20 protein-coding genes are annotated in these 21,769 nt (G+C 70.7%); 9 read left to right on the top strand and 11 right to left on the bottom strand.

What is annotated here, in order from left to right; all coding sequences use genetic code 11:
- The first annotated feature begins 6 nt into the window (after window positions 1-6).
- The 6 genes from VPH43_RS11650 (at window position 7) to VPH43_RS11625 (ending at window position 5,108) form a co-directional block, all read left to right on the top strand.
- A complete protein-coding gene (locus tag VPH43_RS11650; RefSeq protein WP_328577875.1) occupies window positions 7-1,020 on the top strand; it encodes an AI-2E family transporter in 1,014 nt (337 codons plus the stop codon).
- A 48-nt stretch (window positions 1,021-1,068) separates the two neighbouring features.
- Window positions 1,069-1,479, top strand: coding sequence for a response regulator (locus VPH43_RS11645; protein WP_328577874.1), 411 nt, complete (start codon window positions 1,069-1,071; stop codon window positions 1,477-1,479).
- A gap of 65 nt (window positions 1,480-1,544) precedes the next feature.
- Complete coding sequence (locus VPH43_RS11640) at window positions 1,545-2,711, top strand: sensor histidine kinase (protein WP_328577873.1); 1,167 nt, start codon at window positions 1,545-1,547, stop codon at window positions 2,709-2,711.
- Between the two features lie 8 nt (window positions 2,712-2,719).
- Complete coding sequence (locus VPH43_RS11635) at window positions 2,720-3,586, top strand: transglutaminase-like domain-containing protein (protein WP_328577872.1); 867 nt, start codon at window positions 2,720-2,722, stop codon at window positions 3,584-3,586.
- Window positions 3,587-3,643: 57 nt separating this feature from the next.
- Window positions 3,644-4,426 carry a helix-turn-helix transcriptional regulator gene (locus tag VPH43_RS11630; protein ID WP_328577871.1) on the top strand — a complete coding sequence of 261 codons (783 nt, stop codon included), beginning with the start codon at window positions 3,644-3,646 and terminating at the stop codon, window positions 4,424-4,426.
- Between the two features lie 88 nt (window positions 4,427-4,514).
- Window positions 4,515-5,108, top strand: coding sequence for a YbhB/YbcL family Raf kinase inhibitor-like protein (locus tag VPH43_RS11625; RefSeq protein WP_442909269.1), 594 nt, complete (start codon window positions 4,515-4,517; stop codon window positions 5,106-5,108).
- Here the strand turns inward: VPH43_RS11625 and VPH43_RS11620 are convergent.
- From VPH43_RS11620 to VPH43_RS11610, 3 genes are all read right to left on the bottom strand, one after another.
- Window positions 5,074-5,691, bottom strand: coding sequence for a YgjV family protein (locus VPH43_RS11620; protein ID WP_328577869.1), 618 nt, complete (start codon window positions 5,689-5,691; stop codon window positions 5,074-5,076). The genes VPH43_RS11625 and VPH43_RS11620 overlap by 35 nt on opposite strands.
- Window positions 5,692-5,789: 98 nt before the next feature.
- Entirely contained in the window at window positions 5,790-7,154 is a 1,365-nt protein-coding gene (locus tag VPH43_RS11615) for a type II toxin-antitoxin system HipA family toxin (RefSeq protein WP_328577868.1), read from the bottom strand.
- Window positions 7,155-7,158: 4 nt separating this feature from the next.
- Window positions 7,159-7,407, bottom strand: a complete 249-nt coding sequence (locus VPH43_RS11610; protein WP_328577867.1) for a helix-turn-helix domain-containing protein — start codon at window positions 7,405-7,407, stop codon at window positions 7,159-7,161.
- Window positions 7,408-7,543: 136 nt separating this feature from the next.
- Between VPH43_RS11610 and VPH43_RS11605 the strand changes: the two genes are divergently transcribed.
- Together VPH43_RS11605 and VPH43_RS11600 are read left to right on the top strand one after the other, a co-directional pair.
- The gene (locus VPH43_RS11605; protein ID WP_328578246.1) at window positions 7,544-8,206 is read left to right on the top strand and encodes a type 1 glutamine amidotransferase family protein; all 663 of its coding nucleotides are present in this window, start codon (window positions 7,544-7,546) and stop codon (window positions 8,204-8,206) included.
- A 47-nt stretch (window positions 8,207-8,253) separates the two neighbouring features.
- Window positions 8,254-9,012 carry an SDR family oxidoreductase gene (locus VPH43_RS11600; RefSeq protein ID WP_328577866.1) on the top strand — a complete coding sequence of 253 codons (759 nt, stop codon included), beginning with the start codon at window positions 8,254-8,256 and terminating at the stop codon, window positions 9,010-9,012.
- A 9-nt stretch (window positions 9,013-9,021) separates the two neighbouring features.
- Here VPH43_RS11600 and VPH43_RS11595 read toward each other — a convergent pair whose 3' ends face one another.
- The 3 genes from VPH43_RS11595 to VPH43_RS11585 all read right to left on the bottom strand — a co-directional run bounded on the left by VPH43_RS11595 (window position 9,022) and on the right by VPH43_RS11585 (window position 14,157).
- Entirely contained in the window at window positions 9,022-11,151 is a 2,130-nt protein-coding gene (locus VPH43_RS11595) for a hybrid sensor histidine kinase/response regulator (RefSeq protein ID WP_328577865.1), read from the bottom strand.
- A 110-nt stretch (window positions 11,152-11,261) separates the two neighbouring features.
- The gene (locus VPH43_RS11590) at window positions 11,262-12,470 is read right to left on the bottom strand and encodes an ABC transporter substrate-binding protein (protein ID WP_328577864.1); all 1,209 of its coding nucleotides are present in this window, start codon (window positions 12,468-12,470) and stop codon (window positions 11,262-11,264) included.
- Between the two features lie 64 nt (window positions 12,471-12,534).
- Complete coding sequence (locus VPH43_RS11585; protein ID WP_328577863.1) at window positions 12,535-14,157, bottom strand: carboxylesterase/lipase family protein; 1,623 nt, start codon at window positions 14,155-14,157, stop codon at window positions 12,535-12,537.
- Between the two features lie 403 nt (window positions 14,158-14,560).
- Here VPH43_RS11585 and VPH43_RS11580 point away from each other — a divergent pair, with 403 nt between their 5' ends.
- On the top strand, window positions 14,561-15,436 hold the full coding sequence (locus tag VPH43_RS11580; RefSeq protein ID WP_328577862.1) for a phosphatase PAP2 family protein: 876 nt from the start codon (window positions 14,561-14,563) through the stop codon (window positions 15,434-15,436).
- Here the strand turns inward: VPH43_RS11580 and VPH43_RS11575 are convergent.
- From VPH43_RS11575 to gudD, 5 genes are all read right to left on the bottom strand, one after another.
- Complete coding sequence (locus tag VPH43_RS11575; protein WP_328577861.1) at window positions 15,351-16,691, bottom strand: ATP-binding protein; 1,341 nt, start codon at window positions 16,689-16,691, stop codon at window positions 15,351-15,353. The genes VPH43_RS11580 and VPH43_RS11575 overlap by 86 nt on opposite strands.
- Window positions 16,691-17,368, bottom strand: a complete 678-nt coding sequence (locus VPH43_RS11570) for a response regulator transcription factor (RefSeq protein ID WP_328577860.1) — start codon at window positions 17,366-17,368, stop codon at window positions 16,691-16,693. Before VPH43_RS11570 ends, VPH43_RS11575 begins: the two co-directional genes overlap by 1 nt.
- A gap of 164 nt (window positions 17,369-17,532) precedes the next feature.
- Window positions 17,533-18,495: a Bug family tripartite tricarboxylate transporter substrate binding protein gene (locus VPH43_RS11565; protein ID WP_328577859.1), complete on the bottom strand. Its 963-nt coding sequence runs from the start codon at window positions 18,493-18,495 to the stop codon at window positions 17,533-17,535.
- Window positions 18,496-18,553: 58 nt separating this feature from the next.
- Complete coding sequence (locus VPH43_RS11560) at window positions 18,554-19,993, bottom strand: aldehyde dehydrogenase family protein (protein ID WP_328577858.1); 1,440 nt, start codon at window positions 19,991-19,993, stop codon at window positions 18,554-18,556.
- Between the two features lie 25 nt (window positions 19,994-20,018).
- Window positions 20,019-21,344, bottom strand: a complete 1,326-nt coding sequence (gudD, locus tag VPH43_RS11555) for a glucarate dehydratase (protein ID WP_328577857.1) — start codon at window positions 21,342-21,344, stop codon at window positions 20,019-20,021.
- Window positions 21,345-21,769 lie beyond the last annotated feature (425 nt).

The following is a 21,769-nucleotide window of genomic DNA, read 5'->3' as shown; positions in this document are numbered from 1 at the left end:
TCGCTCATGCCCATGTCCTCCCCGGCGGCCACCACCCGCCCCTGGTGGCGGCTGATTGCCGGCGTCCTGCTGATCGCGCTGCTGTGGGAGCTGCGCGAACCCCTGCTGCTGTTCTTTGGCGCGGTGCTGGTGGCCGCCACCTTGTGCGCGCTGGCCAGCCCGCTGACGCGGCGCACCGGCCTGGGCCGCCGCCCGGCCGTGCTGGCGGTCACGCTGCTGATGGTGCTGCTGGTGGCTGGCGGGTTGTGGTGGCTGGGCGATCCGCTGGCCGAGCAACTGCACTCCCTGCAAGGCACGCTCCCCAAGGCCTGGCAGGCACTGAAGGCCTGGCTGCAGGGCTCTGCGCTCGGCCAGCGGGTGCTGGAGTCGATTGGCGGGCTCAGCGAAGCGCCCTTGCCCTGGGCCGGTATCGCGGGCCTGGCGACCGGCGCCTTCCGCGGGGCCGGTGCGGCGCTGCTGATGCTGCTGATGGGCATCTACCTGGCGCTGGACGTGCGCCTGTACCGCGACGGCCTGCTGCGCCTGCTGCCGGCGCAGCGGCGCGTGCTGCTGGGCGACACGCTGGACGCGGCCGGCGAAGCGCTCACGCGCTGGCTGGTGGGGCAGGGCGTCACCATGGTGGCCGTGGGCGTGGCGGTGGCGGTGGGCCTGGGGCTGCTCGGCATGCCGCTGGCGCTGGCGCTGGGCGTGATCGCCGGCCTGCTGGAGTTCGTGCCCTTCATCGGGCCGATCGCGGCCGGGCTGCTGGCCGTGCTGGTCGCGTTCGGCCAGGGCCCCACGCAGGCGCTGTACGTGGCGGCCTTCTTCGTGGTGCTGCAGCAGGTGGAGAACCACATCCTGGTGCCGCTGGTGCAGCGCTGGGCGGTGGCGCTGCCGCCGGTGCTCACGCTGGCCGGCGTGGTGGTGTTCGGCACCTTGTTCGGGCCACTGGGGGTGGTGTTCGGCACGCCGCTGATGGTGGTGGCGGTGGTGCTGGTGCAGCGCCTGTATGTGGAGCAGGCGGTGGACAAACCCGGCTGACATGCCGCATCGCCGCATGCCGGGAGCCGCGATTGCCAGGGAAACCGCATGAAACCCGCCGAGCACGTCCACCCGCCGCACCGTGTGCTTGTACTGGACAACAACCGCGACTATGCGGATTCGATCGGCGACCTCCTGCGCCTGGCCTGCGATTGGGATGTGGACGTGGCGTACGACGGCAGTGAGGGCCTGTCGCAGGCGATCGAGCACCCGCCCGATGCGGTGCTGATGGACCTGGAAGTGGACGACCAGAGCGGCTTCGACATTGCCGACCGCATGCAGCATGCCTTGGGTGGGCGCGTGCCCCCGTTGGTGGCGGTGACCGGCAATGCCGACCTTCAGGACGAGGCGGCACACGACAAGCGGTTCGCACAAGCGCTGCTCAAGCCGGCCAGCACCGAGCAGCTGGTGCGCCTGCTCAACGGCCTGGTGGAGGCGCCGGACACCGACGCACCCTGAAGCGGCCGTGCATCGACGCCTACAATGGGCAGCGCCCCTGTAGGCGTGAGTTCGGAGAATTCGCAGTGGCACTTTCCGAGTTCATCACGCAGCACCAGGAGGCCATCCTCTCCGAGTGCGAGGCGTTTGCGCAGACGCTGCTGCCGGCTGCGGCCTCCATGGACAAGGCCGCGCTGCGCGACCACGCCGCCCAGGTGCTGGCCGCGATTGCGCTGGACATGAAGCAGCCACAGACGGGGCGTGCCCAGCGCGCCAAGTCGCACGGGCGCGGGCCGGCCCCGAGCAGCGACAACCCCACGGCCGCGGCGCTGCACGGCGAGCTGCGTGCCGCAGCCGGCTTCGACGTGAATCAGACCACGGCCGAATTCCGGTCCCTGCGCGCCTCGGTGATCCGCCTGTGGTTCGAGAGCAAGCCGCAGCTCGGGCGCGACGAGGTGTTCGAGCTGGTGCGCTTCAACGAGGCGATGGACCAGGCACTGGCGGAGTCCATTCTTTATTTCGCGGCCGAAGCGGCCCACATGCGCACCTTGTTCCTCGGTGTGCTGAGCCATGAACTGCGCACGCCGCTGGCCACCATCATGGCGTCGGGCCAGTCGCTGGTGCTGGCCCAGCGGCTGCAGCGCCCCGTGCCCGAGGCGGCGGACCGCGTTCTGCGGGCCGGCAAGCGCATCGAGAGCCTGCTCGACGACCTGCTGGATTTCGTGCGCAGCGGCCTGGGCGAAGGCATGCGGGTGGCTCCCGTGCCGCTGGACCTGGGCAAGGTGTGCGAGCGCGTGGTGGGCGAGCTGCAGAGCGTGTACCCGGAGCGCGCGATCACGCTGGCCCGCAGTGGCGACATGGCCTGCACCTGCGACGAGCAGCGCATTGCGCAGGCGCTGTCCAACCTGGTGGGCAATGCGGTCAAGTACGGCCGCCCCGACAAGCCGGTGGAAGTGACGGTGGTTGGCGTCGACGAGGTGGAACTTGTGATCTCGGTGGCGAACAAGGGCGCGGTCATCTCCGCAGAAACGCGCGACAGCCTGTTCGAGCCGCTGGTGCGTGGCGCTGGTGGTGACCACTTCGGCGTGAACCTCGGCCTGGGCCTGTACATCGTGAAGGAGATCGCCACGGCCCATGGCGGCTCGGTGGCGGTGGACTCCTCCGCCGAGGGTGGCACGGCCTTCCGGATCCGCCTGCCGCGCCATGCCAACGAAGCGGAGGTCTCCGCATTCGGTGGCCTGAAGTTGAACTAAGGAACAACATGGTCCGAATCGAGATGCAGGTCGGCCTGAGCTACGAGGTGGGCGAACATGGCGCCGACTTCGTGCTGAACCTGCACGCCGCGCAAACCCCTTGCCAGACGGTCACCCACGAGCGCCTGGTGATCAGCCAGCCGATCGAACCGCGTGTCCATACCGATCCGGCCACCGGCAACCGCACCATGCGGCTGCGGGCCGAGCCCGGGCCGCTGACGGTGCAGTATTCGGCGGTGGTGGACATGCGCCATCACATGGCCGACCCCGCCACCCTGGCCGAAGTGCCGGTGCGCGACCTGCCGCCGGAGGTGATGGGCTACATCTACCCCAGCCGCTACTGCCAGTCCGACCGGCTGGTCAAGTTCGCGATCAACGAATTCGGCAGCCTGTGGCAGGGCCACAGCCGCGTGCAGGCCATCCAGGACTGGGTGCAGAAGCGGGTCACCTTCACCTCCAACAGCTCCAACGGCAACACCTCGGCGGTGGACACCCTGATCGAGCAGGTGGGCGTGTGCCGCGACTTCGCGCACCTGATGATCGCCCTGTGCCGCGCGGTCAACATCCCCGCCCGGTTCGCGACCGGCACCGACTACGGTGCCGACCCGGCGCTCGGGCCGCCGGACTTCCATGCCTACGTGGAGGTGTACCTGGGCGACCGCTGGTACATCTTCGATCCCTCGGGCACCGCGGTGCCCATGGGCTTTGTGCGCTTCGGCACCGGGCGCGACGCCGCCGACGTGGCGTTTGCCACCATCTTTGGCGCCGTGACGTCGCAGGCGCCGCTGATCCATGCGGTGGCCCGGGAGGACACGGCCAAGGGCATCGTGCTGCCGCACCGCTGCGCGCAGGCGCTGTCCACCGACCGCGGCTGAAGGCAGCCCCCGGCCCTGGGGGACAATGGCGCCGCCGCATCGGTTGCGCCCTTGACCATGACCCAGTCCGCTGCCGCGTCCTTCCAGCTCGTTCGCACGCCGGTGCGGCATCTCGTTCGCACGGCCATGGTGCGCGACGACCTGGTCGGCTGGGTGGTGTGCGGGCGCAAGCGCCTGGCCACGCCCCGCGGGGACATCACGTTTGCCGCCGGCCAGGCCTTCATCCTGCCGCGCGCCACCCAGTGGGACCTGCTCAATGAGCCCGTCCCCGGAGGCCACTACGAGGCCCGGCTGATCGCCTTTGCGCCACAGACGGTGCAGAGGTTTCACGACCGCTTCGGCCAGTTTGCCGCCACGCCCGCGCTCCAGGGCTGCGCCAGCGCCGACGCCGACGATGCCTTTGTCTCCACCTTCAGCCACGCGAGCGCGGCGCTGCTGGAGCCGGAGGTGTCCGATGCAGTGCGCGAACACCGCGCGCTCGAAGTGCTGTTGCTGCTGGCCGAGCGCGGCGTGGTGTTTGCGCCGATGCAGGAGCTGGGTTGGGCCGACCGCGTGCATCGCCTCGTGAGCCAGCGGCCGCATGCGGCGTGGACGGTGGAGACCCTGGCGCAGGCCTTTCATCTGAGCGCCAGCAGCCTGCAACGCCGCCTCAGCGAAGAAGGCACGTCGGCCAGCCGATGCGTGCGGGACGTTCGCCTGGAATCCGCCATGGCACTGCTGCAGGGCACGAACCTGCAGGTGTCCGAGATCGCCGCCCGGTGCGGCTATGACTCGCACAGCCGGTTCACCGCGGCGTTTCGCAAGCGCTTCGGTTATGCGCCGTCGCACCTGCGGCCGTGAAGCCCGGGCGTGCCGCTCGGCACCGGTGCGCTGCCGCGCACAGCCATTGATGCGCCGCGGCTAACGGGCCAGTGCCCGTCGCGCCATCATGAAAGCTCCTCAACATGCTTTGGACGCTTTTGTGAAACACACCCTGTTGGCCACCGCGCTGATCAGCCTGTCCACCGTCATCCATGCCGCCGGATTCCAGCTCACCAGCCCGGACATCCAGGCCGGTGGCAGGATCGACAAGCGGTTCGAGTTCAACGGCTTCGGCTGCTCGGGCGAAAACAAGTCACCGGCACTGCAATGGAGTGGGGCACCTGCGGGCACCAGGAGCTTCGCCGTCACCGTGTACGACCCCGATGCCCCCACCGGCTCCGGCTGGTGGCACTGGTCGGTGATCAACCTGCCTGCCGATGTCACCGCACTCAAGCCGGACGCGGGCGCCGCGGGAGGGGCCAACCTGCCCCAGGGCGCCAGCCAGGTGCGCATCGACTACGGAGCCGCCGCCTGGGGCGGCATGTGCCCGCCGCAGGGTGACAAGCCGCACCGCTACGTCTTCACGGTGCATGCCCTGAAGGTGGACAAGCTGGAGGTTCCCGCCGACGCCACCGCGGCACTGGCGGGCTACATGATCAACGCCAACACGCTCGGCAAGGCGAGCTTCACCGCCACCTACGGCCGGCCGAAGGCGAAGTAGCGGCCAGGGGCGCCTGGCGCTGCAGGGCGGTCGCTGCCGGGCCGCCGCGTGCCTTGCCCGCATCGTTGGAAGCGTCCACGCCGCGCAGCGTCCACGCCCCATACACGGCCGCGCAGGCGGTCAGCAGATTGGCCGCCATCTGTTCCCAGGAGCCGTACTGCCAGGCGTTCACCATCCACAGCAGCGAGCCGGCCAGCATGGACAGCCGCAGCCGTGCGCCGCGCATGTAGAACATCGCGTAGGTGGACATGATCGCGGCCAGCAGCGTCACCGCGCTCGCCCAGCCGCCCCAGGTGGCGGCTGATACCGCGAGCGTGATGCCGATGAAGACGAGGAAGATGTTGCGCCGGGCGACACGGCTGCCGTCCAGCGTGGTGGCCGAGGTGGCGGTGCGGCTGATGCTCACCACGGTGAGGGCGGCCGCCGAGTGGGCGCCCAGCAGCACATGGTTCAGGGTCCACAGGCAGCCGGCGAACATGCTGCGGCGGCGCAGCGTCATGTCACATCGGCACAGCAGGCTCAGCACGTTGACGGCAAGCGCGGCCAGGCCGGTGGCATGCACAAAAAGTTCGGTGGACAACATGGCGCCGGCACTGCGGTTGGACTTCAAGGAGGAGGGGCCCTGAAGTCTAGGAAGCGCCGGCCCGGCACGATCGCCGGAGAAGGGCCGAGGGGGCGCCGCTATTGCGAACCTTCGGCCATGCGCAGGAACGATTGCGCATGCCGGACGGCGCCCGCCTGCACGGCGTCCCAGGTGCGGGCCGGAAAACCGGGCGGCACCCGGCTTTCCACGCGCGCGAACACCGCCTCCACCGACTGCGCCATCTCGAGCATGCGGCCCCAGGTGGCCGGCCCGCAGCTGGCAGCCAGGCGCTGCCAGTGTCGCGCCTGCATGTCGCGCAGGCGGTAGTGCGCGTTGGTGGCGCGCAGTGCCATCGCCAGCCGGGCTTTTTCATAGGGCAGCTGGTTGGCGCCGCTGCCGATGATGGGCCAGGCCGAGAGCACGTCGTACAAGGGTGTGAGCTCGAAAGCGCCGCCGCGCCGGTGCCGGATCGAGAAGTTCTTGGCGTGGCCGTCGGTGGCGGCCAGCAGCCAGAACGCGAACTGGGCCAGCGCGAAGGTGGCGCCATCCGCCTCGCCGCGTGCGCTGGCGCCCAGCACGCGCAGGCACTCGTGCATCGAGGGGCCGCCATCGGACTCGTACTTGTGCTGCGGTGCCACGCCGAGCGCCTGGCAGAAGTCTTCCTGCGGCAGGCGCGCGATCCAGGCATCGGCGGGCGGCTTGAAGCGCGCCTTGCTGGCCGCTTGGGGCTCCGCGCCCTGCCAGCGGCGGTCGAAGCGCTGCACCACCAGCACCTTCTGCGCGCCAAACTGCGCCATCTCCGTGCCGGCCATCGGGATGCCGAACTCGGCCATGAGCTGCGCGCACAGCCATTCGTTTTCCACCGAGTCGCTCATGTCCGCGCGCAGGTTGCCCACCAGGCCGAGCGGCAGCTTGAGGATGTGGGTGGTGGGCGTGGCGCCCAGCGGCCGGTGCCAGCTGTTGCCGATCTTCAGCAGCGCGGTCTTTTCCTGTGCGCCGGCGATCGAGATGCGGAACCCTGCATCGTCGTCGGTGTCGCGGCCGAGCGGCGTGTCGCTGGTCACGTTGGCCAGCGTGCGCGCCACCTGCTCGGCGGTGAGCGGCTCGCTGTGGACGCGGTTCCAGCCCTGCGGCTGCGCCCCGGGCGGCAGCAGTTGCACCGCGCCCACGCAATCCCGCCCGATCGCGCTCAGCAGGTCGAAGGCATCGGTGGAGCGGGCACGGAAGCGCGCGCCCAGGCGGCGCCGGATGTCCCGGCTGTCGGGCAGCAGGTTGTCGAAGTAGTGGGCCACCGCGGCGCCCCGGTGTTCCAGGTGGGCGGTGATCGGCAGCGACAGCGACAGCGCACGCGCCTGCGGTGCGCGCACCCAGTCGGCGTCGTAGCGGAAGGCGGGTGTGCCGGTGCGCAGCGCGAACCACACGCCCACGCGTGCGCCATTCATCCAGACGTGCAGCTCGGCCACGGCCTCACCAGGCGTCGTCGTTGGGCAGCTCGGCGGCGCTCATCGCGCGCAGCACCATCTGCACGCGCAGGGCGCCCAGCACGGCGAGGAACTGGTCCACGCTCACCGAGCCCGGCTGGTTCTCGATGCGGGCGATGCGGCTCTGGCCCACGCCCAGCAGGGCGCCGAGCTGCTGCTGGCTCAGGCCCTTGGCCTTGCGCAGCGAACGCAGATGGCTGGACAGCTGGGCAGGCGATTGGATGGCGTAGTCCATGGCTGCAATATATGCCTCGAAAGGAATGTATGCAATAAATCCTTGATAAGGAATAAGTTGTAGACATGCGCCACAAGGCATGAAGCCTGGGCATGGTGGCTGCCAACGCCCAAGCAGCACTTCCGCCTTGCCCACCGTGTCCGCCTCTTCTGCCTCCCGTGCCTCCCACGCCGCGCCGCCCGTGCGCACGGTGCACCTGTACGTCTTCGACGGTTTTGCCGACTGGGAGCCTGCGTTCGCGGTGGCGGGCATCCACAGCCCGGCGTTCCAGCGCGAGCCCGGGCGCTGGCGCGTGCGGACCGTGGGCGACACCACCGCGGCGGTGCAGTCCATGGGCGGCCTGCAAGTGCAGCCGCACCTGGCGCTGGCAGATCTGCAGCCCGCACACAGCGCCATGCTCATCCTGCCCGGCGGGCCGGGCTGGGACCAGGGCGAGCACCTGGCCGCCGCCCGCAAGGGCGAACAGTTCCTGCAGGCGGGTGTGCCGGTGGCCGCCATCTGCGGCGCCACTGCCGGCCTGGCACGCCTGGGGGTGCTGGACGAGCGCCGCCACACCAGCAATGCGCTGGCGTACCTGAAAGGCACGCACTACGGCGGCAGCGACCGCTACGAGGATGAGCCCGCCTTCAACGATGGCGGGCTGATCACCGCCGGCGGCATGGCGCCGCTGGAGTTCGCGCGCGAGATCTTCCGTGCGCTGGGCATCTACAGCGACGAGGCGCTGGAGGCCTGGTACGCGCTGTACAGGACCGGCCGCTCCGAACACTTCGCCAGGCTGCAGCAGTCCGCTGCGGCCTGAGAAGGCCATTCACACCTTTCATCCACCTTGTCTTCGAGGGACATCACATGCAAAGCACCGCCGACGGCCAATACGCGCTGAAGGGCAAGACCATCATCATCACCGGCGGCTCGCGCGGGCTGGGCGCCGCCATTGCCGAAAGCCTGGGCGAGGAGGGCGCGCGCCTGGTGATCGCCGACCTGGCGGGCGACCGCGCCGAGCAGTGCGCCTCCACGTTGGTGGAGCGCGGCGTGGAGGCCATGCCGCTGGCGCTGGACGTGGGCGACGAAGCCCAGGTGCAGCGCGCCATCGCCCAGGTGCGTGAGCGTTTCGGCCGGCTCGACGTGCTGGTGAACAACGCCGCCATCGACATCACCGTGCCGATCAGCGAACTTTCCGGCGACGCGTGGGAGCGCGTGGTGCGCACCAACCTCACCGGCCCCTTCCTGATGGCCAAGCACGCGGTCGCGGCCATGGGCCCGAAGAACGCGCAGGGCGGCGGGGGCCACATCGTGAACATCGCCTCCACGGCGTCCAAGCGCGCCTGGCCCAACGCGGCGGCCTACCACGCCACCAAGTGGGGCCTGCTCGGCCTGTCGCATGCGCTGCATGCGGAGCTGCGGCCGCAGGGCATCAAGGTGTCGGCCATCGTGGCCGGCGGCATGCGCACGCCCTTCCTGCTCGACCGCTTCCCCGACATCGACCCCAACGTGCTGCAGGACCCGAAGAACGTGGCCCGCGCCGTGAAGTTCGTGCTGCAGCAGCCGGAAGAAACGGTGATCCCGGAAGTGATGGTGCTGCCGATGCGCGAAACGTCCTGGCCCTGAGCTCTCGGCCTACACCTGCTCCGGCGCGCGCGCGGCCTGCTTGAGCACCGTGCGCAGCAGTTCGGGATCGGCCGGCTTCACCAGGTGGTGGTCGATGCCGGCGGCGGCCGAGCGTTCGCGGTCCGCGCTCTGGCCGTAGCCGGTGAGCGCCACCAGCATGGCATGAGCCGCCTGCTCGGTCTGGCGCAGGCGGCGCGCGAGCTCCCAGCCGTCCATGCCGGGCAGCCCGATGTCCAGGATGGCGGCATCCAGCATCACGCCATGGCGCTGCACCAGCGCCAGCGCCGAAGGGCCGTCGTGCGCCAGCAGCACGGCATGCCCCTCGAGCGACAGCCACTGCGCCAGGGTTTCGGCCGCGTCCACGTTGTCGTCCACCACCAGCATCTGCAGCCCGCCGCGGGCCGCGTTGGCTTCAAGCTCGGGCAGCAGCTCGCGGGGTTGCGGTGTGGCCGATCGTGGCAGGTGCACGGTGAAGGTGGAGCCGCAGCCCGGGCCGTCGCTGGCGGCTTCCACCCGGCCGCCGTGCAGCTCCACCAGGTGCTTCACCAGCGCCAGCCCGAGGCCCAGGCCGCCCTGGCTGCGGTCGGCCGAGCGGGAGCCCTGGGTGAAGAGTTCGAACACGTCGGGCATCAGCTGCGGCGAGATGCCCACGCCGTTGTCCTTCACGCGCACCGTCACCTCGTTGGCGCTGGCCTCCAGCGTCACCTGGATGCGGCCGCCGTCTTCGGTGTACTTGGCGGCGTTGGTGAGCAGGTTGCTCATCACCTGCACCAGGCGGGCGGCGTCGGCCTGCACATGCACCGCGTCCGGCGGCATGGACACGGTGAGCGTGTGGCGCCGCGCCTCGATCAGCGGGCGCACCTGCTCCACCGCGGCCGTGAGGATCATGCCGACGTCCACATCGGCCTTGTCCAGCGCGATCAGGCCCCGGGTGACACGCGACACGTCCAGCAGGTCGCTCACGATCTTGGTCATCTGCGCCACCTGGCGTGCGATGACCTCGCTGGTGCGCAGCACGCGCGGATCGGTGCCGGGGATCTTGCACAGCAGCTGCGCCCCGGCGCTGATGGGTGCCAGCGGGTTGCGCAGCTCATGGCCCAGCATCGCGAGGAAATCATCCTTCTTGCGGTCGGCGGCCTGCAGCGCCTCGGTCAGGCGGGTGAGCTTCTCGCGCTCGCGCAGCAGGGTGGAATGCTGTTCGTTCAGCCGGTCCAGCATGTCGTTGATCGAGCGCGCCAGGCCGGCCACCTCGGCACTGCCGCCTTCGGACGCGCGCTCGCTGCCCAGGCCGCTGCCCAGCACCCGGCGGGCAAAACCCTCCAGCCGCTGCAGGTCGCCGGTGAGCAGCCGCGCCAGCCGCGTGCCGGCCAGCACCACCAGGCTGAACAGCGACAGCGTGATCAGCATGATGTGCAGGTAGGGCAGCTCCAGCTTCACCGCGCCCACGCCGCGCCAGTCGTTGCCGGTCACCCGGAAGTGCAGGTGCTCGAAGGCGGCAGGGCCCGGCACCTCGGCAGCGTCGGCATCGGTGCCGGTTTTGGCCACGCCCCATTCCAGCCGCATCGACGGCCCCACGTTCAGGTCGCGCAGGGCCACCTTGTAGAGCACCGCACCCTCGGGCGAGCTGGTGCGCGCGTAGGTCATCGGCTCCAGCGCCACCAGCTCGCCGCCCAGCGGCGTGGGGAAGATCTCCGCAGTGGGGCGGCCCTGGTCCAGCTTCTGCCGCAGCCAGGCCCGCTGCGCGGGGCTGAAACGTGCGCCGCCGTTGCTGGCGATCTCCTTGCCCTGGAAATCGGTGAACATCACCTGCACCGGGATGCCGTTGATCTGGCGGATGCCGCTGAGGAAGGGCCCGAGGTAGGTTTCCCGGCCGGCGCTGTCCACCAGCCCGGTGGCCAGGATGGTGCTGCCGGCGATCTCCGCCATGCGCGCGGCCAGCGCCTTCAGGTCGCTGCCCACCGCGGCCGCCCGGAACTGCTGCTCGCGCGAGGCCAGCTCCTGCAGCGCCCGGTCATGCTGCTGGTTGATCAGCCACCAGGAGGCCAGGGAGGTGAGCAGCAGCGCCACCGCGGCCAGGCCGGCTGACGCCAGCGCAAAACGCCGTGCCAGGCTGGCGGGCAGCCAGCGACTGCCGTTCATGTCAGCGGCGCCCGGCCGCCCGAAGGCGCTGACGCGCCCCCAGGGACACGAAGGCGGCCCTCTTCGAGGCCCATGGGGGCAGCGAACGACGTGAGCGCGTGGGCGTCATGTCATGTTTGGACGGGCATGATCACCCCGTCCTCGCGGTAGCGGGCCATCAGCAGTTCGTCATGCCCCAGCGCCTCGTGGCGCGTTGGCGTGAAGGGCGGCGCATAGCGCTTGACCAGGCCGTCGTGCAGCTTCACCTTCTCCAGCGCGTCGCGGATCGCCGCACGGTCCGTCGTGCCGGCGAGCTGGATCGCCTTGGCGAGGATGTGCGTCATGTCGTAGGCATGCGCCACGCCCACCGGGCTTTCGATGTCCTCGATGCGCTGCACGCCGAGCTTGCGCGCGGTGGCCATGAAGGGCTCCAGCACGGCAGGGCGGGCGCGGAAGAAGCTGAAGGTCTGGACAACGCTGAAGTCCACCTCCTTCAGCGCCGCACCGGCTTCCTTGAACAAGCGCCCGCCGGTCACGCCCCAGTGGCTCAGCACGGGCAGGCGCTTGTCCTTCGGCAGCGCGGCCATTTCCTTGACGAGCGTGGCCGCCTCGTCGTCGTTGGCCACCAGCAGCACGGCCTGCGCGTCGGCTTCCAGCAGCTTGTTGTACTTGTCGATCAGGCTGCGTTCCTGCCAGTTGTACCAGGTGGTGCCCACCACCTTGGGCAGCTTGTGCGCGGCGCTGTACTTGTCCACCGCGGCGCGGTTGCTGCGGCCCCAGGCGGTGTTGGTGAGCAGCAGCCCCACGCGCTGGATGCCGCGCTTGCTCGCCTGTTCCATCATGAAGGGCATGGCCAGGCTGTCGCGCAGCGACAGCCGGAAGGCGTAGTTGGGCTTGCTGCCGTTGTCCACGATCACGTCGGCGGCGGACCACACCGCCAGGAACGGGATGTTGGACTGCTTGAGGATGGGCAGCTGCTCGATCACCACCGGGCTGAAGCGGCCACCCATCACGGCCACCAGGTCCGGCATGGCAGCAAATTCCTCGATGTTGCGGATGCCGCGCGCGGCGATGGAGCGGTGGTCCTTGGTGACGATCTCCAGCGGGCGGCCGCCCAGCACGCCGCCAGCCGAATTGATCTGGTCCACCGCGATGCGCACACCGAGTTCGATCGCCTGGGCCGAGGTGCTGTTCTGCAGGCCGAACTCAGCGTCGATGCCCAGCAGCACCGGCTTGCCGCTGGCCGCATGTGCGGCCCACGGCAGGGCGGCCAGGCCCAGCAGCGAACCGTGGAAGGCGCGCCGGCTCAGCGCGCGTGAAGGACCGGTGGAATGGGGCATGACAGCGAGTGCGTTTTTGGTGTCGAGAACCACTGTAGCGCCTTCCCCGGCGGGCCGACAAACGCTACAGGTGCGGCCACGGCAGGCGCACGGTATCCCACAGGTCGCAGTGGGCGCCGGCATCGCCGGCCTGGGCCACCGCAGCTGGCGCGATGCGCAGGAACCTGTCGCCCGGCTCGGCCACCGGCCATGCCGCGCCCGGGTTGCCGGCCCGTGCGAAGCGGGTCCAGTGCTCGGCCATCAGGCGCTGCACCGCCAGGTCGGCTTCGGTGGGGCGGTACTTGCCCTGCCAGGGGAACAGGAAGGCATGCTCGATGGTATGCACCGCGCCCAGCGCCTTCTGCTCGGGGTCGTTGTCCAGCGTGTGGGCAAACAGGTAGCGGTACACCGGCTCGGCCTGGTTGCGGGCGAGCGTGCGCACCACCCGGCGGCTCTGGCAGGTGAAAAGGGCGTCGGTGGTCAGCTGCACCAGCGCGTCGCGCGGCGTGGCATAGGCGGTGGCCGGGTAGGTGGCCAGCACGCGGGGCACCGCGGCGGGGCCGAACACCTTGCCGATCGCCGCCTCGTAGCTGGCCGCATCGGTGACCGGGCCCACCGCGCCCACGAACTGCATGGTCTCCTGCGTGGTGTTGCCCACGATCACCGGCATGTGGGTGTGGGCGCCGCGGGCGATGGCGGCCAGCGGCTGCTCGGGGAAGACCTGGCCGTCCACGTTGGGGCCGTACAGCCGCGGCAGCACGCCAAAGGTGCCGGGCACCGCCCGCACGATGTCCGCGGTGGCCTTGCCACGCAGGCAGGCGGCGGTGTCGCCCTGGTCGCAGCCCAGCGCCTGGGCCACGCGGCGGCCGGTGCCCTGCTGGGCGTCGGCCAGGGTGGGCAGCTCGCAGCCGGTGGGCACGCTGGACTGCATGGCCGCGCGCTGGAACAGCCCCCGTGCAGCCGGCGTCGTCATCAGGCCGCAGATGTTGCCGCCGCCCGCCGAGGTGCCGAACAGGGTGATGCGTTGCGGGTCGCCGCCAAAGTTGGCGATGTTGCGCTGCAGCCAACGCAGCATCGCGATCTGGTCCTGGCTGCCGTAGTTGCCGGAGACCTTGTCGCTGCGTTCGGCGCTCAGCGCCTCATGCGCCAGGAAGCCCAGCGCCCCCAGCCGGTAGTTGAAGCTGACGTACACCATGCCCTGCGGCACGAGCAGCTGGCCGTTGTAGTTGACGCCGCCAAAACCCGGCGAACCCTGGCCGGAGAAGGAGTGGTTGCCCCCGCCGGTGAGGAACACCATCACCGGCAGCGGCTGCGAAGGCGGCGTGGCGGGTGTCCAGACGTTGAGCGTCAGGCAATCCTCCTCGCCCACCACGTCCTTGCCCACCAGCTGGGGGCAGATGGCGCCGAAGCGGCTGCCGTCGCGCACGCCCTCCCAGCGCGCCGGGGCGGCCGGTGGCTGCCAGCGCAGCGGGCCCACGGGCGGCGCCGCATACGGGATGCCCTTGAACGCCAGCGTGCCGTTCTCCGGCGTGCCCCGCACGGCACCCTGGGCGGTGCATGCCACGCCCGGCCCGGTGTCTGCGCAGGCCGGCATGCCGCTGCCAGGGGAGGCGCAGCCGCCCAGTGCGAGCGCGGCCGCAAGGGCCGCCAGGGCCGCGATGCCGGCCGCGCCGTGGGCGGCACGATGGCGGGGGTGGTCGATGGACATGGCGCTTCCCTTCCTCGAGTGGCAAACGAGTCGGGATGATCGCGGAGCCTGCCGCCGGCACAAGGCGGCGAATCCCGCGGTCCGTGACACATGTCTCACCGGCAGTGCAGGGCCGGCCGGGACGCCGCAGCCGCCGGCCCTGCAGGTTCAGTGCCGGCTGGCGCTGTCGCCGCCGTGCACGCGGCCGGAGATGGACACGCCGGCGTTGTTGATCCAGGTGTCGATGCGACGACGCGCTCGATGGCGGCCTGTGCGATGCGCTGCACGTCGGCGCTGTTGCCAATGTCGTGAACTGCCCTGGTCAGCGCCTTCTCTGCAGACCCCGTACTGCCCTTAAGTACGGCTTAAGAGTGCGCGGCTCATGATCCGCCGCCCGGGCCTTGCCTGGGGGGAAGCACAACACATGAGATCGTTGGGACCTTGGGCGCGGGCGCCGTGGTTTGCGCCCGCCGGTGTGGCCGCGTTGCTGCTGCTGGCCTTCTTGGGCAACCGGCTTGGCGTGGACCTGTGGCTGTCGCGCGCCTTCGGCGGGCCGGCCGGTTTTGCGTGGCGCGAGCACTGGTTCACCGCGGGGCTGCTGCACGAGGGGGCACGCCACCTGTCGCTGGCCGCAGGTGCCGCGCTGCTGTTGCTGTGGCTGGCCAGCTGGCTGCCGGCCTGGCGTGGCCGCCTGCAGCCACTGCGCGCGCCGGTGGGCTTTGTGCTGGTGAGTGCCGTGGCCGCCGCCTGGGCCGTGGCCACGCTGAAGCACCGGTCGCTGCACAGCTGCCCCTGGGACCTGCAGCCTTTTGGCGGCATGCACGAGTTCTTTCCCTTGTTCGGCACGGTGCCGGCCGACCCGGGCCCGGGCCAGTGCCTGCCCAGCGGCCATGCGTCCACCGGCTTCATGTGGACCGGCGCGCTCTACGCGGCCGCGCGCTGGCCGGGGCGGGCCCCCTGGGCGCCGCTGCGCGGATGGCGCGGTGCCTGGTTCGCGTTTGCCGCCATCACCTCGCTGGCCCAGGTGGTGCGCGGCGCGCACTTCCTGTCGCATGTGCTGATCGGCGTGGCGGTGTGCTGGGCCGTGGTGTGGCTGGCGGACCTGGGCGTCGGCGTGCTCCAGGCCTGGCGCCGCCGTCCGGCCGGCGCCGCGCCCGCGCTGGCGCCCGCTTCGTTGCTGGGGCTGCTGCCCGTGCCGTTGCCGGGGCGGGCGCTCAGAACAGCACGCGCACGTCCAGCCCGCCGGCCGGCGCGTCGTGCAGCGAGACGTCGGCCCGGTGGCGCTGCGCGATGGCCTTGACGATCGCCAGCCCCAGCCCGCTGCCCTGCTGGGCCGCCGGCTGCCCATCACCGCGGTAGAAGCGGTCGAACACCCGCTCACGCTCGGCCGCCGCGATGCCGGGGCCGTTGTCCAGCACCTGCAGCGCCGGCCGCTGCGCCAGCACGCCGGCCCGCACATCCACGACGCCTGTGCCGGAGGGTGCATGGCGCAGCGCGTTTTCCACCAGGTTGGTGAGCAGGATCTGCAGCTGCTGCCGGTCGCCCCGGGTGGTGGGGCCGCTGGCGGGCGTGTCGGCGCCCAGGTCCACGCCCAGGTGCTCGGCCTGGATGCTCAGCGCGGCCACCACGCCGCGCGCCAGCTCGCCCAGGTCCACCGTGTCCTCGGCCGACGGCGGGCCCTCCGGTTCCACGCGCGACAGCGCCAGCAACTGCTCGATCAGGTGCTGGGCCCGCTCGATGCCCGCCTTCAGCTCCTGCGTGGCGGCCTGCCGGGCCGCATCGTCATGGGTGCGCTCCAGCAGCTGCAGCTGCAGGCGCAGCGCGGTGATCGGCGAGCGCAGCTCATGGGCCGCATCGGCCACGAACTGGCGCTGCACGCGGAAGGCTTCGGCCAGCCGCGCCATCAGGCCGTCGATGGCGCGCACCAGCGGATGGATCTCGCGCGGCATGCCTGCCTCGCCGATCGGGGCGAGCGACACCGCGCTGCGTTCGGCCACGCTCTGCGCGGCCCGGTCCAGCGGCTGCAGGCCGCGCCGCAGCGCGATCACCAGCAGCACGCCGATCAAGGCGATCAGCAGCAGCAGCGGCACCAGCAGGTAGGCGGCGGTGCCGGCCGCGAGCAGACGGCGCAGGGAGGCGCGCTGTGCTGCCTGCACCACGCCGTCGCTGCGCACCACGGTGTACACATGCCAGCGCTCGCCGCCATCGGCACGCACTTCGTCGCTGCCGTTGGTGTGCCGGAAGGGCAGCTTCACTGACGCATCGGACGCATACAGCAGGCGCCCGTCGAGCGACCAGGTGAAGGTGACGTAATCGAAGTCGGCGTCTTCCTCGTACACATGCGGCAAGGGTGGCAGCGCGCTGCGCGGCAAGGCCGTGGCAGCGCCCGGCGGGTGGTGTTCCGCCACCGCGAGCGCCACCTGCTTCAGGCTTTCGTCGAACACCTCGTCCAGCTCGCCCAGCAGTGCCCAGTAGCTCACCGCCAGCAGCACGGCCGCGCCCACGCTCAGGGCGCCCAGCACCCAGACGAGCAGGCGGCGCCGGATGGAACGCATCAGGGCGCTTCGGGCGGCGTGTCCACCGCCAGCCGGTAGCCCACGCCGCGCACATTGCGGATCACGCCCGCGCCCAGCTTCTTGCGCAGGTGGTGCAGGTGCACCTCCACCGCGTTGCTGGCCAGCTCGTCCTGCCAGCCGTACACGGATTCCTCCAGCGCCTCGCGCGACAGCACCGCGCCGGGCCGGCGCATCAGCGCCTCCAGCAGCGCGAACTCGCGCGCCGACAGGTGCACCGGCTCGCCGCGCAGGCTGACCTCGCGCCGCACCGGGTCCAGCCGCAGCGGGCCCACGGTGTGCACCGGGGCCGCACTGCCGGCATGGCGACGCAGCAAGGCGCGTACGCGGGCCACCAGCTCGTCCAGGTCGAAGGGCTTGAGCACGTAGTCGTCGGCGCCCGCGTTCAAGCCGGCGATGCGGTCGCCCACCGCGTCGCGGGCGGTGATCACCATCACCGGCAGTTGGCTGCCGCGCGCACGCAGCTCCTGCAGCACCACCATGCCGTCCTTGCGCGGCAGCCCGAGGTCCAGGATGGCCAGGTGGTGCACGCCTTGCGCCAGCGCCAGCTCGGCCGCGCGCCCGTCCTGCACCCAGTCGACCGTGAAGCCGGCGTCGGCCAGCCCCTGGCGCACGGCCTTGCCGATCATGGTGTCGTCTTCAATCAGCAGGATGCGCATGCGCGTCGAAGGCCCGTTGGCACCGAGGCACAAGCGGCTTCGGCGCTGCGGATTATCGAGGCCGCGCAACGGCCTTGCCGCGCTACACCGGCGGTGGTGCGGCCTTCAGGCGCCCGCCGTGTTAGCGCCCAGGCAGCTGCCCGCCTGCGGCAGCGCAGGCCCGGTCACTCGAGCTTCACGCCGCCTTGCGCCACCACGCCGGCCCAGTTCTTGCGCTCGCGCTCGAAGAAGGTGCTGAACTGGCTGGGCGACATGGTGGACACCTCGGCGCCCTGGGCCGACAGGCGCGCGCGCACTTCGGGCGAGTGGATGATGCGGATGAGTTCGGCGGACAGCTTGGCCAACACCGCCGGCGGCGTGGAGGCCGGCACCAGCACCCCTTGCCAGGTGCCCGACTCGAAGCCCTTGATGCCCTGCTCGGCGAGCGTGGGCACATTGGGCAGCAGCGGCACCCGCGTGGACTTGGACACGCCCAGCACCTTGAGCTTGCCCGACTGCACGAAGGGCAGGGTGGCCAGCATGCCGTTCATCACCGCATGGGTCTGCCCGGCGATGGTGTCGGTGATGGCCTGCGAGCCGCCCTTGTAGGGGATGTACTCCCACTTGGCGCCGGTGGCTTTTTCCACCGCGATGGCGGCCAGGTGCGGTGCGCTGCCGATGGCGGTGACGGCGAAGTCCACCTTGCCCTTCTGCGACAACGCGACCAGCTCCTTCAGATTGCTGGCGGGCACCTCCGGGTTCACCACCAGCAGGTGCGGCGAGTAGGCCAGCATCGCCACGCCCTTGAGGTCCTTCGACGGATCGAAGGGCAGCTTGCCGTAGACCGAGGGGCTGATGGAGAGCGCGCCCACGTCGCACAGCAGCAGCGTGTAGCCGTCGGCCGGCGACTTGGCCACCGCGTCGGTGCCGGTGTTGCCGTTCGCGCCGGGCTTGTTGTCCACCACCACTGGCTGCTTCAGCGCCTGCTGCAGCGGTGTGGCGATGGCCCGCGCGATGATGTCCGAGGAACCGCCCGGCGTGTAGGGCACGACGATGCGGATCGGCTTGGCCGGCCAGTCTTCGGCCTGCACGGCGGTACAGGCGAGCAGGGCGAGCGCGAAGGCGCCCGCAACGGTACTGCGGTTCATGCAAGTTCTCCTGGTGGTGTGGTGCCCGGCGGCCGGGCCTCGTGTCAAGGCGAGTGGGTCAGGCCTGGGTGTAGGCCGTCTTCACGGTGGTGTAGAACTCCGCCGCGTAGCGGCCTTGCTCGCGCGGCCCGTAGCTCGAGCCCTTGCGGCCGCCGAACGGCACGTGGTAGTCCACGCCCGCGGTGGGCAGGTTCACCATCACCATGCCGGCCTGCGAATGGCGCTTGAAGTGGGTGGCGTGTTTGAGCGAGGTGGTGGCGATGCCGGCGGACAGGCCGAACGGCGTGTCGTTAGCCATGGCGAGCGCCTCGTCGTAGTTCTTCACACGCAGCACGCTGACCACCGGACCGAAGATCTCCTCGCGGTTGATGCGCATCTGCGGCGTGGTGTCGGTGAACAGCGCTGGCCGCAGGTAGAAGCCGGGCGCGCCATCGGCATTGCGCTCCAGCGCCTGGCCGCCCGCCTTGAGGGTGGCGCCTTCGCTCTTGCCGATGCCGATGTACTCCAGGTCCTGCGCGAGCTGGCGTTCGTCCACCACCGGGCCGATGTCGGTGCCGGCCTTGCGCGCATCGTCCACCTTCAGCGTGACTATGCGCTGGGCCACCGCCGCGACGAAGCGGTCATGGATGCCCTCGGTGACGATCAGGCGGGAGGAGGCGGTGCAGCGTTGGCCGGTGGAGAAGAAGCCGCTGTTCACCGCGGCGCCCACCGCCACGTCGAGATCGGCATCGTCCAGCACCACCATCGGGTTCTTGCCACCCATCTCGAGCTGGAACTTCGCCATGCGGGCCACGCAGGCGGCGGCCACGCGCTGGCCGGTGGCCACCGAGCCGGTGAAGCTGATCGCGTTGACCCGGGCATCGTCGAGCAGCACCTGGCCCACTTCGGAGCCGCGGCCCATCACCAGGTTGAACACGCCCGGCGGCAGGCCGTTGCGATGCAGGATGTCGGCCAGCGCCCAGGCGCAGCCGGGCACCAGGTCGGCGGGCTTGAGCACCACGGTGTTGCCGTAGGCCAGCGCGGGCGCGGTCTTCCAGGCGGGGATGGCGATCGGGAAGTTCCAGGGCGTGATCAGGCCCACCACACCGACCGGCTCGCGCGTGACCTCCACCCCCACGCCGGGGCGCACCGAGGGCAGGCTATCGCCGGCGATGCGCAAGGCCTCGCCAGCAAAGAACTTGAAGATGTAGCCGGCGCGGGCCACTTCCCCAATCGCCTCGGGCAGCGTCTTGCCCTCCTCGCGCGCCAGCAGGTCACCCAGCTCGGCCTTGCGCGCCAGAATCTCGCTGCCGGCAGCGTCGAGCACGTCGAAACGTTGCTGCGGCGTGGACAGCGCCCAGGCGGCGGACGCCTTGTGCGCGGCGGCGATCGCTTCGCGGGCCTGGGCGGCGTCGGCCTGGGCGTAGTCGCCCACCACGTCACGCGTGTCCGACGGGTTGATGTTGCGGCTGGTGCGCGGGCCGTCCACCCATTCGCCGCCGATCAGGTTCTTGAACATCGCAAGGTCCTTGGTGAGTGTGGGTTCAGCGCACCAGGCAGGGCCGCTTCGGATCGAAGCGCCAGCCGGGCAGCAGGTATTGCATGGCGACGGCGTCGTCGCGCGATCCCAGGCCATGCTGCTTGTACAGCGCATGCGCCTGCTCGAGCTTTTGCATGTCGAGGGTGATGCCCAGCCCGGGCGCGGTGCGCACCTGGATCTGCCCATCGCGGATCTGGAGCGGGTCGGTCGTCAGGCCCTGGCCGTCCTGCCAGATCCAGTGGGTGTCGATCGCGGTCACCTCGCCCGGCGCCGCGGCCGCCACATGGGTGAACATCGCCAGCGAGATGTCGAAGTGGTTGTTGGAGTGCGAGCCCCAGGTGAGGCCCCAGTCGCGGCAGGTCTGCGCCACGCGCACCGAGCCTGCCATGGTCCAGAAGTGCGGGTCCGCGAGCGGGATGTCCACCGACTGCAGCGACAGCGCATGCGTGAGCTGGCGCCAGTCCGTGGCCACCATGTTGGTGGCCGTGGGCAGGCCGGTGGCGCGGCGGAACTCGGCCATCACCTCGCGGCCGGAGAAGCCGTCTTCCGCACCGCAAGGGTCCTCTGCATAAGCCAGCACGCCATGCAGGTCGCGCAGCAGGCGCACGGCATCCTTCAGCAGCCAGCCGCCGTTGGGGTCCAGCGTGATGCGCGCTTGCGGAAAGCGTTCATGGAGCGCGCGGATCGCCTGCACTTCGTCCTCGCCGCGCAGCACGCCGCCCTTGAGCTTGAAATCCTGGAAGCCATAACGTGCGTGCGCGGCTTCGGCGAGGCGCACGATGGCTTGGGGCGTCATTGCCTCTTCGTGGCGCAGGCGTTGCCAATCGTCTTGCGCGTCGGGCTCGCTGGCATAGGGCAGGTCGGTCTTGCGCCGGTCCCCGACGTAGAACAGGTAGCCCAGCGTCTGCACCGCGCTGCGCTGCTGGCCTTCACCGAGCAGCGCGGCCACCGGCACCCGGAGGTGCTGGCCCTGCAGGTCCAACAAGGCCGACTCCACCGCGGTGACCGCATGGATGGTGGTGCGCAGGTCGAAGGTCTGCAGGCCGCGGCCGCCGGCATCGCGATCGGCGAAGCGGCTGCGCATTGCATTCAGGATCGCCTGCAGCTCGCCGATCGGCCGGCCTTCCACCAGCTCGCGTGCGTCTTCCAGCGTCTGGCGGATCTTTTCGCCGCCGGGCACCTCGCCCACGCCGGTGTAGCCCGCGCTGTCGGTCGCGATGACGATGTTGCGGGTGAAGAAGGGCGCGTGCGCGCCGGAAAGGTTGAGCAGCATGCCGTCGCGCCCGGCGACGGGAACGACCTGCAGGCGCTTGACGATGGGGGTGGTCATGCTTGTATGGGCCTCAATTGGCTTGGCTCAGGCGTGCGGCGTTTGGGGGCGGCTGGTGCGCGGGTGTGCGCGGGTCGGACGTGGGCAGGCGCCCGTCGGGGCTCCATCTGCGGCGCCCTCGCTGCGAGAGGGTGCCCTGCGATGCTCGCGCCGAAGGGGCGGCTGCGATGACTCCGGCTCTGCGGCTGAACGCCGCGGCCCATAGAGCCTTCTCGCTCGGTCCGCTGCGCGGACTGCCCCCTTCGGCGCTGCGCTTCTCGGCGCCGCAAGTCGCCCCGCCGGGCGCCTGCCCACGTCCGACACACCACCGGGGTGCTCGATGGTTGAACACCGGCTGTTCCATTTCGACGAACGTCCCGGTGGTCGAGGAGGCTGGGCTCGGGTGGCCGGCGGGGCGCCTTGGGTCGCCGAGAAGCGCAGCGCAG

Origin of the sequence: Ideonella sp. BN130291 (assembly GCF_036231905.1) — a bacterium.
In the GTDB taxonomy this organism is placed as follows: Bacteria; Pseudomonadota; Gammaproteobacteria; order Burkholderiales; family Burkholderiaceae_C; genus CAMLIZ01.
Note: the sequence above shows the minus strand (reverse complement) of the source record. Positions and strands in the feature narration are given on the sequence as shown.